This is a genomic window from Psychrobacter sp. 4Bb, from assembly GCF_002836735.1.
Classification (GTDB): Bacteria; Pseudomonadota; Gammaproteobacteria; order Pseudomonadales; family Moraxellaceae; genus Psychrobacter.
On sequence record NZ_PJAS01000068.1, the window covers coordinates 29,878 to 46,083 of the forward strand.

Here is a 16,206-nt window from a genome sequence, read left to right on the forward strand (position 1 = left end):
TTTTATTTCAGTTTGTTGATAAAGGCATTGGTATCGATGTTAGTTTTTATACAACTCAATGAGATATCTGCTCCCACAGCTGACGTTTAGCATCACTGTCTGCGAGCATTTCTTCTAATGTCGGCACAGTGGTCAGATTGGGATGTTGAAGGCCATCAGGCAGCGCGGTCAGTGCAGCAACTTGTATTTCTTCGCTTCGGCCAATTCGAAAAATATATCCTGCAAGACTGGCATTGGCAAGCTCAGCAGTATCCATACCATCACAAATCGGGAATGAGGTGGTCTCACAGGTGATTGATAGCGCTTGGGTGATGTTTTGCCATAGTTTTTGACTGTCACTATTTAGCGCTTTGATATCAACCAATATCACCCAGTCACCATAGCGGCCACCTTGCAGGTCAAATGGTGCTACTTTTTTTAAGCTATCATCATTTATGCTGTCATCACTAGTACTCTGTGGAAAACTACTTTGCGGAAAATTACTCTGCGCAGATTGAGGTTGCTCAATAGGTGCATTCGTAGAGGTTACAGCAGTTTGGTTCGATGTAGTACTTGGGATGTCATGATAGATAGACCCAGTACTTGAACTAACCGTAGTTGAATCAACGGAATCAAAACTATAAATAACAGGGCTTTGCTCGCTAGCCGTCTGCTCAGCGGTAGCTTGCAAATCAGGATCATACTCATCGGCAACATAGCCCTTAGCATTGTAATCATTGATATCATAACCATCAGTCGATCGATCAACTGTGCCTAAAATTCCAACGCTCACTACTTCATTGTTACTAGACTCAATATCAGTGGAAACAATATTTGACTGCTCAACCGAAGCTGTCGCAATGTCAGCCATATTGATGGTTTCTGACTCAGGTTGTACCCACTGATTGATACCTATCATCGCTAGAATTTGGCGTTGCTGCACACGGCGCTGTAATACAGTTAGCGGGTCTTGGGTATCACTCATTCGACTCTACTATCCTACTCATTTTGTTTATATCATTTATAGATGTTTTTATGGTTTTGGCAGCTCTCATTAAGCATGCGCTATACTATCAATTAAGTAATAAATACATGCCCATCAAAACAGCTGTCGAATACCGAGCCAACGCTCTGATATTGCCAACAAACAATCGTATTCATCTTGGCTGATTATCGTATCGTGTAACATCACCGTATGCAACGTACTTAGCCATTGGCGATACTCATTATGAGTAGGCTGGCTCATTTCACTTTCATTATAATCTATTTGACTACCATCCTGTTGCTTCTCTCGATAATTATCAGCATTCGGATCACCTACCAAGCGCTTGATAAAGTGATTGGCAGAGACAGGAACCGCAGAAATAATCGCCAATAACTGAATGCTATTCAAGTGCTGTGCGGTCAATAATAGCCACTGTAAATTAACATCGCTTACTGTCATAAGATCAATATCAATCAAGCGCGCATGCCGTCTCAAATCTACAATATAATGCGCCACACTGTCAGTACCCTCACTCAATAGCGGTTGGTCATGCAGTGAGATCATCTGGCCTTTGGCATCTTTTGATAGTCGATAAGCCAATAAGACAACAACTGATACTTCTGATTTACTAAGTCCTGTAAACACCTGACTTGAAGGATCTAGTTGCGCCCTTACGTCTTCCATACCAGTCTTCAGTATTTGCGGCCATAGAGACTGCGCGTCTGTATCTTGTAAAACTTTAGACAATATCGGTAGTAACTGCTGCAAATATAGCGCTTGCCATAATGATAATATTGGCGATTTTTGATTTGCTAAAGCTAATGGGTTATTCAGAGCCATAGCATTGGAGTTATCACTAGATATATTTTGATCTGACGAATCAGAAGCTAAGCTTTTGGTTAAGTCAGATGTCAGCTGTTGGTTAAATAACTCAAATATGCCCTGCTGATAACGCAACAACATCGTACGGCATTTCTCTTGTTTTTTATAGTACTGATGACTGTCGTGACTATGATCGTCTTTACTTTTGAGCTTCAGATCTTCGATACATAGTTCAGATAAATTCTTTTGATGCAATTGATTTAAGGCGAGCTCAATCAAAGCGCTGTCTAAACGCCTGTCCAAACTGGCTACTACTGTCATCAGCTTAGCATCTACCGTATGTGACAATACTTGCTCATAGGAAGTCGAGTCAGTCGCAACAGGGAAGCCATCATTCCAAATATCATTCAAACTATACATGACAGTCGTTGATAATGGTTGATGCTGATGACAAAGCAAGACAGCTTCGACTAATGCTAGCGCACCTAAAGGATGATGACTATGATTGAGTATATACTGAGGTAGTGATACCTTTTTAATATCATTAAATCCAATTAATGTGTTTTCTGGTAGGTCAGCGTCAGGTTTGGACTGCCACGGTTTTAATAGCTGGTGAACGCCAACGTCTTTGGCCTGTACTTGAAGCCTCCCATCGACCACGACATCAGCTTCTACGGCAAACTCTAAACCGTCATCAATCTCTGATTCGCCATTATCTTTATTACGATTTTCGCTTATAGACTCAGCAAGAACTTTTCCATCACTTATCTGTTTAGTGTCACCTGTATTAATCGTTGCAGCTGTTTGAGATCCAAGTAACGACGACTGCTGCAAGTTTTTGTCTGGTAAATCTTCACTTAGGCTATTTTCTTTTTTTGCTCCCCAATCACCTAAGCGTCGTTGCCTATATATTTCTTTGACCTTTTGCTGATTTATTCGCTTTTCTTTGGCGACTTGTACTGCGAATTGATGATAAGCATCCGCATTAATAGCGCTCATACGCTCAGTCAAGCTTGGATGGGTGGCAAACCACGATACATCACCCAAGTCTGCACCACTACTAGCAAAGAAAAAATGGCTGAGTCCATTGATATCGGCGATACCAGACAAACGCGAGCCGAGCGAGTCTTGATGAATGGCTTTTAAGGTTTCGATAATCGCAGGTGTACGTGTCAATTGAACACTGGTGGCATCAGCAAGTAGCTCACGCTCACGATTAAAACTGTGCTTAATCAACTGTGCGCTTGCCATACTAGAGAAGCTTAAACCATGCAGTAGCAATGTCCAGACACTACGCGGGGCTTGACGATCTATTGTAGGTGGCGTTTGTACCCATTTAGACTGACGCTTGGCTGAGGATTGCTGTTGTTGTGATTGCTGCTGCCAGTAGGCGACCCATTCACTATGAGTGGTGAAATTGGCCGTTTGCGCTTCTGTATTGCGTGCTAGCATATCAACCTGTCTCTGTGATAGAGACTTTTGGGAGATACTATCGCTATCAAAGTGACTATAATTAGAGAGACGATTAGAGATATGATTGGATATTGGGTCACTCCAGTCATATAGTATCTGTAAGCCTGCTAATACCACCATTAGCTGTAGATTGAACGTAGCATCGCCGTGCAATATATGACCATATTCATGACCGATGAGTCCGTATAGCGCCTCATCAGACAGTTTATCTAGCGCACCTTGGGTAACGACGAGTACCATATCTGAGCTATGGCGACCAGCGACGAAACCATTGATACCCTGCTCGTCAGGTAGCACGTACAAAATAGGGGTTTGCAAACCTGAAGCAATGGCCAGTTGTTGAGCGATTTCATAGTAGCGACGATAAACGGGCGGAAAATCGCGCTCGTCACGTACTGCTATATGACGTGAACTATAGCGAACCTTTTCTTCAGCTTCGTGTTGATGAGCGACTCCTTGACTGTGCTCCCATGCTTCTTGGCTGTTATCAATGAATAGCCTAACCGCCCCTACTCGCTGAGCAATAGCGCGGCCACCTGCTCGCAGGCGTCGATACTCTAAAAAACTACCACCAACGAAACTGCCTAACGTCAAGACAATGACCAGAACCAATACCCAGTAGTATATACCGCCTGTAAATACTGTCAGCAGTATAGACATGACAGCCAGTCCCACTGCCATATGAGCAAGTACAATCAGGAAAAACAGTCCATAAAGTAATAGACTGCGCCGCGTACGTATCCGCTGTTCACCAAAAAAATCCATCAGATTAGGCTGCCTAGAGTTCGCCAAAATTGTCTAAACCTTAGCCCATGTTTACAATCGGTGCCTGAGCAATCGCCTCTCTATCTTCGAATACCAACTGACTGAGTGGACGAAAGCCAAAAGTCGTACTAACGAGGTTATTCGGGAATACTTCGCGATCATTATTATAAAACATTACGCTGTCATTATAATGCTGACGGGCAAATCCGATGCGATTTTCCGTATTGGTTAGTTCGTCCATGAGTTCCTTGATCATACTATCGGCTTTGAGCTCTGGGTAGGCTTCGACGACAGCGGAAAATTGACCCAACGCTTTAGACAGCATACCTTCTGCTTTTGCAAACAGTGCCATATGCTCTAGCGAGTCTGGCTGATGCTTATTAGAGTCTTGTAGATCTTGAGCATGATTACGCGCGCTAATGACGCGAGTGAGTGTTTCTTCTTCATGACTCAAATAACGCTTGGCAGTTTCGACCAAGTTTGGAATCAGATCATGACGACGCTTTAGTTGCACATCTATTTGAGCAAAGCCGTTCTTTGCTTGGTTACGTGCGCGTACCAATCTATTAAAAATAGATACCCCAAACACAACTACCAACACCAAAAATGCAATGAATAGCCAAACAAACATCTTCATAATCAAACTCCAAGGTGTCTAGAATGTTAATAAAAAGTTAATACATTGTATTTTAACTCATATTAATCAATAAAACCTTAGAACTAGATCGGAACTATAAAGGAAATCGAACAGGAAATTAAATTGAAAACTACATAAGCAATTAGCTAACCATCAGACAAAAATTTGACCCAAAAAAAGCCCTTTACAATGAAGGGCTTAATACATTACAAATATGTCTTTGATACTTTATAAATATAATTATCAAATTTTAGGCAAAAAAAAGCGACTCCATCAGCACATCCTCGGCACACACTATAACTATTACCGTTGCTACCTTCCGGTCCTGGCGGGATTCATAGAACAATGTTGCGAGGCTACCAATGGAGCCACCAGTCGCAAATTATACAAGAAATTTTTAATTTTACAACCCCTATCTTAAAACTGTTTGCTTTAGGCCCTAAATAGCACTGTCATTTAGTTCATTAGCTCAGGTCCGCAATGTATGAGCACAAATTATATCAGTAACTTAGGTCACAAAATTCTCACAGCAACTTATATGAATTTTGCTATTTTAGTGAATGAAGTTGCACCCATGTCGATTTCTAGAGAACAATAGGGACAACTTTTCATGTATGAATGAGCGTTGATAATTGTCATTTATATATTATTAGAATCAACTTAGGAGATAATAATGAAAAATACTTTATTGAATAAAGCAGCACTAGCTTCTGGTACGGTTTGTCTCATGACAGCGATGATGGGTAGCGCCCATGCAGAGCCAACAGGCTATGATCAACTGACATTTCAGACAGAAATAAAAGAAGAGATTCAGAACGATGAAGTACGAGCCAGCTTGTACAAGAAAGCACAAGCAACTGACTCTAAGACTTTAGCTACAATGCTTAACACCTCAATCAACAATGCCATGAAAATCGCCAAGCGCTACCCTAGCGTGACCGTGAGCACAGGGCAACAGCGTACCTATCCACGCTACGACAAGAACGATAAAATCATTGGCTGGACAGGTCAAGCAAACATAGACTTAAAAAGCACAGACTTTTCAGCGACTAGCCAACTAATTGCTGATTTGCAAGAAACCTTGGTGATGGACAATCTTAATTTTGGTGTATCAGATACCAAAAAAGATGCTCTAGAGCAAAAATTAATGACCGAAGCTTCTCGCGCTTTTCAGCAGCAAGCTAAGAGCCTTACCCGCGCGTGGGATGCTCGTGGCTATCGCGTCGTCAATGTTAACCTAAACACAGGTAGCAACTATCCACGTCCAATGTATAGCGCTATGAGCATGAAATCAGGAATGGCAGACGAGTCAGTACCAAGCCAAAGCTTTGAGTCTGGCAACAGTACTATTTCGGTGACTGCTAACGGTACCATCGAGCTAACTAAATAAGACAGCTTATAGTTCAAATAAAATAAGTGATTCACATTAAAAAAGGCAAGCATCGTTAACGGTGCTTGCCTTTTTATTTTGCTAGCGATGTCTATTCATTATATTCAATCATTATTGAGACCATCATTGTGACTGAGCAACTTCCTGTTGACGCAGCTTTAGCATCAATTTTTGATACCAAGCTAGCTTTTGGTAAGCCAATAGCTGCGCAGCCTTTCTTTTGTTGTCTTGCAATGTGGTTGTATTTTGAATCACATATACAGTACGTGTGATTTGCTCAAGTGTTTGGCCAGTTTCGCTTTGTATAATGGCCTTAATTGTATGAGTACCTGGCAAAACATCAACAGTAGCAATAGACGCGCTCAAACCTTGTGCAACCTCTTTATCATCAAAATAAATACGGGCATTATCACCTGCCTGTAACGCAGGCTTAATCTGCACATTGACATCGATATTCTGTACGGGACGACGATAGGCTCTCTCTTCGCTAGGTTCAGTAATGGCTAACTGATAGTTTACTGGCGTGGTCACCTTAGTATTTATCGCAGGCGACTCAGTAGCAGTCACTGTCTGCGACGCATTTGATGATTGGCGACTTGTATTAGGATTGGTTGTCGTATTCAGACTAGTTGATCTGCTCGTCTCATTACCCGTCGTAATAGCCATTTGACTGACTTGTTTGCCAACTTGCTGCTCATAATCCTGTGGACGGTCGGTAAAGGTGACTTGACCGGTTTGCTCATCGACCACTTTGTAAATAGGTGCAGCATTCGTGAGAGATGTACAAAGACTAGCGAGAGCAACCGTAGTCCATAACCCAACTCTAATCCTACTCTTCAAGAAACTCGGTTTTGCTAATAAAGTCATAATCCATCAACCTAGATAGTGTCTACTATTAATATAATTTTATAAAACTATTATGCGTGAGTTTTGACATGAAATCAGTAGCGATTTCAAAGAAAATTCAGCAATTGGACTGATACACTTTATTAATACGCATAAAAAAACCAGCCAAGTTAACCTTAGCTGGTTTTGTGACTCAAAATAAATGAGTGTTTTAGCGACTAATTAGCAGCTGTAGTACATGTCAAATTCGACAGGGTGTACAGTTACGTTCAAACGTTGTACTTCTTCTTCTTTCAAAGCAATAAACGCTTCTAGCATGTCTTCAGTGAAGACATCACCTTTTAATAAGAAGTCATGATCGTCACGCAATGCTTGTAGTGCAACGTCTAAGCTCTCTGCAACCGTTGGGATTTGTGCTTCTTCTTCTGGTGGCAAGTCATACAAGTTTTTGTCCGCAGCTTCGCCTGGATGCATTTTGTTTTGGATACCGTCAAGGCCGGCCATCAACAATGCAGCAAACGCTAGGTATGGGTTAGCCGTTGGATCAGGGAAACGTGCTTCTACACGTACCGCTTTCGGACTGCTTACGTGTGGAATACGGATAGATGCTGAACGGTTAGATGCTGAATAAGCAAGTTTGATAGGCGCTTCATAATGTGGTACTAGGCGCTTATAGCTGTTCGTTGATGGGTTAGTAATCGCGTTCAACGCACGAGCATGCTTGATAATACCGCCAATGAAATACAATGCTGTTTCAGACAGACCAGCATACTCATCACCAGAGAATGTGTTTACACCGTCTTTTGAGATTGACATATGTACGTGCATACCTGAACCGTTATCACCAACGATTGGCTTAGGCATAAAGGTCGCTGTTTTGCCAAACTGATGCGCAACGTTATGAACAACATATTTCAATTGCTGAACTTCATCCGCTTTACGTACCATCGTGTTGAATGCAACACCGATTTCAGACTGGCAAGAAGCCACTTCATGGTGATGAACTTCAACCGAACCTTCACCAACGATTTCTTCGATACGTTCACACATAACAGCACGCATATCATGTGAGCTATCGATTGGTGGTACTGGGAAATAGCCGCCTTTCACACGTGGGCGATGCGCCATGTTGCCCCACTCGTAAGTCTCGTTAGTCGACCATGCTGCTTCTTCAGCCGTGATTTTATGACTAACGCCAGACATATCAACTGACCATTTAACATCATCAAATACAAAGAACTCAGGCTCTGGACCGAAGTAAGCAGTATCACCGATACCAGTAGACTTTAAATACTCTTCAGCGCGGCGTGCGATAGAGCGTGGGTCACGGTCATAACCTTGTAGCGTTGATGGCTCGATGATATCGCAAGTCACGACCACAGTCACCGCGTCAAAGAACGGGTCAACAAAAGCAGTTTCTGGATCAGGACGCAAGATCATATCTGACGCTTCGATACCTTTCCAACCAGCGATTGATGAGCCATCAAACATTTTGCCATCTTCCATAACATCTTCATCAACGGTATGCGCTGGAAAGCTGATGTGCTGCTCTTTGCCGCGTGTATCAGTAAAGCGAAAATCAACCCATTTAGCATTAGAGGATTGGATAAGATCTAATAGTTTATTCGACATGAATAGTCTCCGTTGTGTTGATCACGTAATTGCGATTTAAAATTATTAATATGATGTTCTTGTCCAAGAATGTCAGATGTGCTCTCAATACTAAAATAGCGCATTCGATATTATGCTTATTATCAGCACTATTTTGCGTATTAGTCAAGATGCTCATCTAAAGCGTTTACTCAATCAGACCAATATTTGTGCACATGGTCTAACATACGCCAATTCAATCCTAACGACATTCTAGCAATATACAACTCATAATGCTGAACTCTTCGGGCTCTTGTTAATAATTATTTTTAGACCAATTTCTTGGCTTTAAAAATAATCATAACAGCAATAATGCAAAGGCTATGCCAATGTATTGCCACTCTGATAACAGATATAGTTATAGATAGATTTAATTATCAATATTTACAGTGATTTATACGATTAATATCGTTATATATTCATTAATTCCCATCAAATTAATTTTTAGAATAGCACTTAATTAGAGCACCAGTTGAGAACCAAAGGCACTTAATTGGTGCAAATACAAATATATTTATTATTGAAATGCTATTTTATAGTGCAATGTTAATAGCTGAATTTATAACATTGTCTCTGACTACATTATTTTATGCGTCAAAAAAATAATAAAAAATATGTTTTTACTTGGTGCTTACTTAGATAGCCCGTACCCTACATTTGATAGAAAACAAAATAGTGGTAAGATAACCGCGCGCAATAACCTCCTCTGTTATAGTCAGAGCTGCTTGTGTTCGGCAATCAAGTGACTCGATAACAGTGAGAACAAATTTCATGTTAAAAATATAATAAAACTGATAAGTTGAAGACTTAATGATTTTGATGATCGATAATTACGATAGCTTTACGTACAATATCGTACAGTACTTCGGCGAGCTAAAGCAGGACATCACTGTCTGGCGTAATGATCAGGTCAGCATTGAGCAGATTAAAACCCTCGCACCTGATGTCATTGTGATTGGCCCAGGTCCGTGCGATCCTGACCGTGCGGGTATTTCGCTGCAAGCCATTGAGGCATTTAAAGGGATTATTCCTATACTGGGTATTTGTTTGGGTCATCAAGCGATCGGTCAAGCCTTTGGCGGTCAAGTGGTCAAAGCCGGCGAAGTCATGCATGGCCGCTTATCAGCTATCTATCACAACGAGCAAGGTGTGTTTGCTGGATTACCTAACCCGTCACAAGTTACGCGCTATCATTCACTCGTCATTGACAAGACAAGCCTACCAGACTGCCTTGAACTCACCGCATGGACACAAAATGCCGATGGTAGTATTGAGGAAATCATGGGTATTCGCCATAAGGCGTTTACTGTAGAAGGTGTTCAGTTTCATCCTGAGTCGATATTGAGCGAAGCAGGTTACCAATTGCTCAATAACTTTTTACAGACTCATGGCTTGGCTACCCTGACATCCGATGAGCTACCGCAAGTTGGTTAAACTTGACTAAAAACACCTTGGTAAAAAATACTGCTTTCATAAGCCCATGCCAAATTTCATACAGATTCACATAAAAAATAATAGTAAGTGAGACTACAATGAGTACAACAAAAATAGAAGAAACGCACACGCCAGAGAGTATTGCAAAATTGTCTGACGAGCAAACGCATCAATTGCTAACCACAGCTTTGGGTAGAATATTTCAACACATTGACTTAACCTTTGATGAGATGTATCAAGTGATGCTGATTATCATGCAAGGTAGATGTAGCGACGCTATGATGGGCGCTATCTTGACGGGATTACGTATGAAGGGCGAATCCATTGATGAGATTACTGCATCTGCCAGTGCCATGCGTGCACTAGCCGCCAATATTGAACCAAAGAACTGTGATTACTTGGTAGATATCGTTGGTACTGGCGGTGATGGTGCTAACTTGTTTAATGTCTCGACTGCATCGGCATTGGTTGTTGCGGCAGCTGGTGCACAAGTTGCTAAGCACGGCAATCGCGGCGTCTCGACCAAATCGGGTAGCTCAGACTTACTTGAGCAAGCAGGTATCAGTCTTGCATTAACTCCAGATCAGGCAAAAGACTGTATCGAAAACCAAGGTATCGGGTTTTTATTTGCACCCAATCATCACAGCGCCATGCGTTATGCCAACCCTGTACGCCGTGAATTAAAAGCACGTACCATCTTTAATATTTTGGGCCCATTGACCAACCCTGCTGGCACGCCAAACTTAGTCATCGGTGTATTTACCGCGCAGTTATGTGAGCCGATTGCTAAGGTGATGAAAAACTTAGGCGCACGTCATGTCATGGTAGTAGGCGCAAAAGATGGTCTTGATGAAATCAGTCTTGCGACTTCGACCACAGTCGCTGAGCTAAAAGATGGCGAGATATCAGTCTATGATATGATGCCAGAAGATGCGGGTATCGAGTCCCAAACTCTTATCGGCCTAGATGTCGACTCTCCAGCACAAAGTTTAGATCTGATTCGTGCTGCGCTATCTGGAGCCGACACTCATGACCGTGCTGTACTTAAAGCACGTGACATGATTGCGCTAAATGCAGGTGCCGCGATATACACCGCAGGGCTTGCCAGCAACTACCCTAACGGTGTTAGCCGAGCACAAAAAATCATTCAAAATGGCGATGCTTTACTCAAACTTGAGTCTTTAGCCAACTATACCCAACAGCTAGTCGCTCAAGGTTAATCTATACGCATTTATATACTGTCTATAGTCAAAGAAATTTAAAAAAAATAACAGGCAGCCGACCGCAGATTGTACAAGTCGTACATCTAAGAAGGACAACGTCGTAGCCATTTAGTAGTTATTAACAGCTTGCTGACTATATTTACATTTAACGATATTCGGATACCAGTATGACCACAACTCATTCAGACATACCATCAGTGCTACAGCGCATTGTCGCCACCAAAGTAGAAGAAGTAAAAGCCGCTCGCGAAGCATTGTCTCTAGAGGACTTGAAAGCACAGGTCGCAGCTGATGATAAACCGCGTCGAGGTTTTGCCGCGGCATTACGTGCTGCTGGCACTAAAGAAAATGGTATCGGTATCATTGCTGAGATTAAAAAAGCCTCGCCGTCTAAAGGCATTATCAATCATAACTTTACCCCTGCTCTATTTGCGCAGCAGTATGAGCAAGCGGGCGCTGGTTGTCTGTCTGTATTGACCGATCGTGATTACTTTCAGGGCGATGACATCTATCTTGTTCAGGCGGCTAATACCTCAAGCTTACCGATATTACGTAAAGACTTTATGATTGATGTCTATCAAATCTATCAATCTTACCTAATGGGCGCTGACTGCATCCTCCTCATTATGGCTTGCCTAGATGATGCGCAAGTACAAGAGCTACATGCACTCAGTATTGAGCTTGGTATGGACGTATTGATAGAAGTGCATACCCAATCTGAGCTTGAGCGTGCGCTACAATTGCCACGTTCAGTACACAATATCTACGGTATCAATAACCGTGATTTGAATACCTTCGATGTTGACCTGCAAACCACGCTTGATCTCAAGAAAATTTTAAACGATGCCCTCGCTGCTGATAGCGCTGAACAAAAACCACTTATCGTGACCGAGAGTGGTATTCATAGCAGTGATGATATTCGTCTTATGCTAAATAACGAGATTCAGCACTTTTTGATCGGTGAGCAATTTATGAAAACTGATCATCCAGGGCAAGCGTTACAATCATTACTTGCGGGCGTCGTAGCAGACGGGTAAAGTAACTCAATAATTTATGCTTAAATATATGCTAATAGCTTCAACAATGTCTATGCTATATACATAGTTCAATCAACCATTCATCAATCAACGATACGTTAACTTTTATGTCAAACTCTCTGTTTTCAAAAGAAATGCAAGACCAGCTCAAAGAACTCAAAGGCCAGCTGAGCAAGGGCCGTGATACCAATTCACCTGAAGGTGAGAATCAAAAGCCGACTGAGCCAGTGTCGCTACCGACTCAAAAGCAAGTAAAAAAGACAGTCAAGCAGCTAGATAGTGAACATATCGATGACGATAAAGTTCTGTTTATGCAAGCCATGCATGGTGTCAATCAGCTAGAAGACAAAAATGTCCGCTCACCTGCCAGCGCAACTAAAGCAGGTAAGCCTGATGCAGCGACACTATCAAAACGTGCTGCGGCTCAAGGTAGTGAAGCCAGGGATCTAGGTGCAGGCTTGTCAGATATGCAAGCACTACTGAACCCTGTTGCTGCTGAAGCTTATTTGTCTTATAAGCAACCAACACTGCAAAATAAAATCTTTGATCAGCTCAAAAAAGGCAAGCTGCGTTGGTATGACGCGGTAGATATCCATGGCTGTACGATAGAAGAAGCTCGCGAAGCGATGACTCAACTGTTGAGCCAAGCCAAGCAGAAAAACGAAACTATGGTAAAAATCGTCCATGGTAAAGGTAGCGAAGCGATTCTAAAAACCTGTATCAATGGCTGGTTACGTCAATTGCCAGAAGTACTAGCGTTTTGTTCTGCACCACCAAAAGATGGTGGTAACGGTGCTGTACTAGTACTACTTAAAAAACCTAAAGCAGATGGCGAATAGGTCTATTGTTAGTGATACGGTACTACATAAAAAGGACTGCTTATTTGCAGTCCTTTTTCTATCAATCATTTATGGTCTAGACGTAGACTGCAACGATGTTTCCTTCAATGAACGCTCTCTTTAATGTACATTCCATTTAATGTTAGCTTCTCATTCTGCATTAATATCTTGACTTGAGCTCCTTCTAATTAGCAAAGCGAAATCACTATGAATATACAGACTATTGAAAATACCAACGAGCTAGAACAGCAAATTGCTGCACTGATTACCATTGAACCAAGGTTTGCTCCTGTCCATAAGCAGGTCGGTACACCTAATCTTAGGCATAATGCAGGTGGGTTTGAGCAGTTGATGAGAGCGATGGTTGGTCAGCAGTTATCAGTTGCCGCCGCTGCCAGCATTTGGAAACGGTTGGTTGATGCAGAATTAATCACTCCGCAAGCGATACGCGAAGCGACAGATGATACTTTGAAGACACAAGGATTGTCTAAGCAAAAAACTCGTTATGTACGCTCTTTAGTGGATCATAATATAGACTTTGCAGCCTTAGAAACTTTACCAAATGAAGATGTCATAACAACCTTGACAGCTGTGACAGGCATTGGGCGCTGGACAGCTGAGATGTATTTACTATTTTCGCTAAAACGTGCAGACATACTCGCTGTCGATGATTTGGCCATTAAAGTTGCAGCCATGGAGTTATTAGGCTTAGCAGAGCGCCCAACACCCAAGCAGCTAAAGGACTTAACTCTGCACTGGTCACCTTATCGCAGCGCTGCCAGTCTATTGCTTTGGTCGTACTACGGCTCATTACGTGATAAAACTGCAGTACCTTTATAACTAATAGAGCAAAAAACATAGCTAGTGTTATTCACTACCATTCGTGAGCAAAGAGTCTCTTTTAAGGCTGGTTCCATATAGAAAAGCCAGACTTGTTTTTAGTGTGCTTAAACTTACTTTTTCTTAGCATATGACTTTTATGCTTTAGTGCCTTAAGCGCACCACTTCTGCAGACGGTCGCCATAGAGAATTTGTGGTGACTTGCAACATCATTTTTAGCCTTGTCGCTATCTTTACGAATATTAACGCCATCGTCGTTGTAATCTTTCCTGTATACGCTTGTGTTTACTTCCTTGTTATCAGACACTTCATTATTAGCAGAGTTACTACTGTTATCTGATTCATTTCCTTCTGCTGATTCATCAGTGCTACTTCCCACATGATGTTCAAGCTCCGTTTGATTAACAATCAACTGCTGAGTCGGCAATGCATGTTCTACTTTATATTTCGCGACTTTCTTTAATATATCGACAAACAAAGCGTTTTGTTTGTCATAGAACTCAATGATACCAATAGCATTCACATAAGCTTGCAACTGAATAACATAGCAATCTTGGCGCAGCTCCAAAATATTGACCTGATTCCATTCTTGATTGGTCAAATCATGCTCTTTTATAAATTCATCCAAGTCATTAACCATTTTGAATATTACGTCAAGATCAGCGGTACGCTTAATATATAAGTAATGGAAAAAACGAAACATATCGCGAGAGGTAAAGTTTTCGATTTGCATCGATGAAAAATCACCATTTGGTACCGTAACAATCGTCCGCGACAAGGTCCGTACACGCGATGAGCGAATACCAATGTCGATAACTGTGCCTTCATAAGTACCGAATTTACAGTAGTCACCGATACGCACAGGTGAATCTGCCACCACTACAACACTACCAACTAGGTTTTCGATCGTCTTTTGCGCACCAAGAGCTAACGCCAAACCACCCACACCCAGTGCCGCAATACCAGTGGTCAAATCAAAACCCAAATTGCCAAAAATAACAATCACTGCAAATATCAGTAATAGCGCTTTGACAACCTTGCGCAGCAGTCCCAAAATTGAGACACGCTCAGTATAGTTTTTCTTGTAGCTTAGATTTACCGCTCGAGTAAATATCGCATCGATCACTCGTAATAGTAGCCAAGTCAGCGCCAACCAAGAGGCTATATCCGTAAAGCGATTGACTGGCTCACGTAGTGTCACCGATACGCCTGCATAAACCATCACCTCTGATAGTATCAGCGCCATGATCACGACAGATAATGGCAATATTACCTTGTTAGGTAATGGCAATGGCGTACCACGCAAGTACGGATAAACAATCCTTAATAAATGGTACAGCAACCATACCGCGACATAAGTGAGTACAAAGCTGGTCACAATCATAGTAAGCGCGGCGACCAAATCAGCTAGTTGATAGCCGAAAAGCTTTTTGCCATCTAAAGAATCAACCGTATAGCGAGAGACTAAGGTCGGCTCAGTATTTTCTATCACTTCTGGTACTGAGGTCAGCGTATCGCTAGAGAACTGCCAATATTGTTCGTTTTGTTTTGAGACCACCCTTTCTAGCAATAGCGGGACGCTTCGCTCCCCGATATTAATTACACCGACATTTTCTTGGCTGGGTGGCAGTTGGTCTGTTAGATTACCCTCAGGTGAATTGCTAATCTGTAGATCCGGCTGAAAACGCCCTCCTGCATCCAGTGCCTGTTTAAACTGTCTCACAACGGTCGTTGGGTTATCGGACTTAGATAAGTTGAGATAATTACTTGCCAGCAAATAATCATTTTCGCCCAGCGCACTGATAAACCCTTGTACCGTATGACGCGGCGTATCTCGGCCAAACGAATCAGGCAATGGTGTACTTACGGTCTCTCCACTACTGTCATTACCCACTCCAAGCGCACCAGCCTCGACAGCATAAGCATTATTTGGCAAGGCAATGCTCAACAGCATAGTCAATAATAACATTGCGACTATAAATGGCATTTTAGTAATAGCAGAGAATAAATTAGGCGAAGGACTGGGAGTCAGATTATGCTTGATAGACAAAACAAACCTCTTAGTTTAAAAATGGCATGATAGATTGACAGGTGACGTCCATACTATAGTAACAATTATTTATAACAGCAGTACTTTTGATTACGCAATTTTGTAGCTAACTGTATTGGTATTTGATTTTTTACTCTATGTGCATTTCTAATAATAAGTATTTATTAAGACAGCTTTCTCTTATAAAACTAAGAAGATGCTCATAAAATATTTAGGTAAATTAATTTTTAATAGAC

At 41.8% G+C, this 16,206-nt stretch carries 12 protein-coding genes and 1 other RNA gene; 6 read left to right on the plus strand and 7 right to left on the minus strand.

Translation table 11 applies throughout. The annotated features are described in order from the left end of the window. Positions 1-55: 55 nt before the first annotated feature. The 4 genes from CXF60_RS09400 to ffs form a co-directional block, all read right to left on the minus strand. A complete protein-coding gene (locus CXF60_RS09400) occupies positions 56-964 on the minus strand; it encodes a DNA polymerase III subunit psi (RefSeq protein ID WP_102091725.1) in 909 nt (302 codons plus the stop codon). A 114-nt stretch (positions 965-1,078) separates the two neighbouring features. Next, positions 1,079-4,051 carry a M48 family metalloprotease gene (locus CXF60_RS09405; protein ID WP_228707095.1) on the minus strand — a complete coding sequence of 991 codons (2,973 nt, stop codon included), beginning with the start codon at positions 4,049-4,051 and terminating at the stop codon, positions 1,079-1,081. Positions 4,052-4,064: 13 nt separating this feature from the next. Next, positions 4,065-4,661: a LemA family protein gene (locus tag CXF60_RS09410; protein ID WP_102091727.1), complete on the minus strand. Its 597-nt coding sequence runs from the start codon at positions 4,659-4,661 to the stop codon at positions 4,065-4,067. A gap of 268 nt (positions 4,662-4,929) precedes the next feature. Continuing rightward, positions 4,930-5,026: signal recognition particle sRNA small type (gene ffs / locus CXF60_RS09415), an RNA gene on the minus strand. A 308-nt stretch (positions 5,027-5,334) separates the two neighbouring features. Here ffs and CXF60_RS09420 point away from each other — a divergent pair. Beyond that, positions 5,335-6,051, plus strand: a complete 717-nt coding sequence (locus tag CXF60_RS09420) for an SIMPL domain-containing protein (RefSeq protein WP_102091728.1) — start codon at positions 5,335-5,337, stop codon at positions 6,049-6,051. A 123-nt stretch (positions 6,052-6,174) separates the two neighbouring features. Here the strand turns inward: CXF60_RS09420 and CXF60_RS09425 are convergent, their stop codons facing one another. Together CXF60_RS09425 and glnA are read right to left on the minus strand one after the other, a co-directional pair. Then, a complete protein-coding gene (locus tag CXF60_RS09425) occupies positions 6,175-6,918 on the minus strand; it encodes a DUF4124 domain-containing protein (protein WP_102091729.1) in 744 nt (247 codons plus the stop codon). Positions 6,919-7,119: 201 nt separating this feature from the next. Then, positions 7,120-8,529: a type I glutamate--ammonia ligase gene (gene glnA, locus CXF60_RS09430; protein ID WP_057760355.1), complete on the minus strand. Its 1,410-nt coding sequence runs from the start codon at positions 8,527-8,529 to the stop codon at positions 7,120-7,122. Between the two features lie 828 nt (positions 8,530-9,357). Here glnA and CXF60_RS09435 point away from each other — a divergent pair. From CXF60_RS09435 to CXF60_RS09455, 5 genes are all read left to right on the plus strand, one after another. Next, a complete protein-coding gene (locus CXF60_RS09435; RefSeq protein ID WP_102091730.1) occupies positions 9,358-9,981 on the plus strand; it encodes an anthranilate synthase component II in 624 nt (207 codons plus the stop codon). A 98-nt stretch (positions 9,982-10,079) separates the two neighbouring features. Further along, on the plus strand, positions 10,080-11,201 hold the full coding sequence (trpD, locus tag CXF60_RS09440) for an anthranilate phosphoribosyltransferase (RefSeq protein WP_102091731.1): 1,122 nt from the start codon (positions 10,080-10,082) through the stop codon (positions 11,199-11,201). A 170-nt stretch (positions 11,202-11,371) separates the two neighbouring features. After that, positions 11,372-12,241, plus strand: a complete 870-nt coding sequence (gene trpC, locus CXF60_RS09445; RefSeq protein WP_102091732.1) for an indole-3-glycerol phosphate synthase TrpC — start codon at positions 11,372-11,374, stop codon at positions 12,239-12,241. Positions 12,242-12,348: 107 nt separating this feature from the next. Continuing rightward, on the plus strand, positions 12,349-13,080 hold the full coding sequence (locus CXF60_RS09450; RefSeq protein ID WP_102091733.1) for a Smr/MutS family protein: 732 nt from the start codon (positions 12,349-12,351) through the stop codon (positions 13,078-13,080). Between the two features lie 207 nt (positions 13,081-13,287). After that, positions 13,288-13,920 carry a DNA-3-methyladenine glycosylase family protein gene (locus tag CXF60_RS09455; RefSeq protein ID WP_102091734.1) on the plus strand — a complete coding sequence of 211 codons (633 nt, stop codon included), beginning with the start codon at positions 13,288-13,290 and terminating at the stop codon, positions 13,918-13,920. A gap of 61 nt (positions 13,921-13,981) precedes the next feature. On the opposite strand, the gene CXF60_RS09460 is transcribed toward CXF60_RS09455, so the two are convergent. Next, entirely contained in the window at positions 13,982-15,907 is a 1,926-nt protein-coding gene (locus tag CXF60_RS09460) for a mechanosensitive ion channel family protein (protein WP_416376874.1), read from the minus strand. Positions 15,908-16,206: the final 299 nt, after the last annotated feature.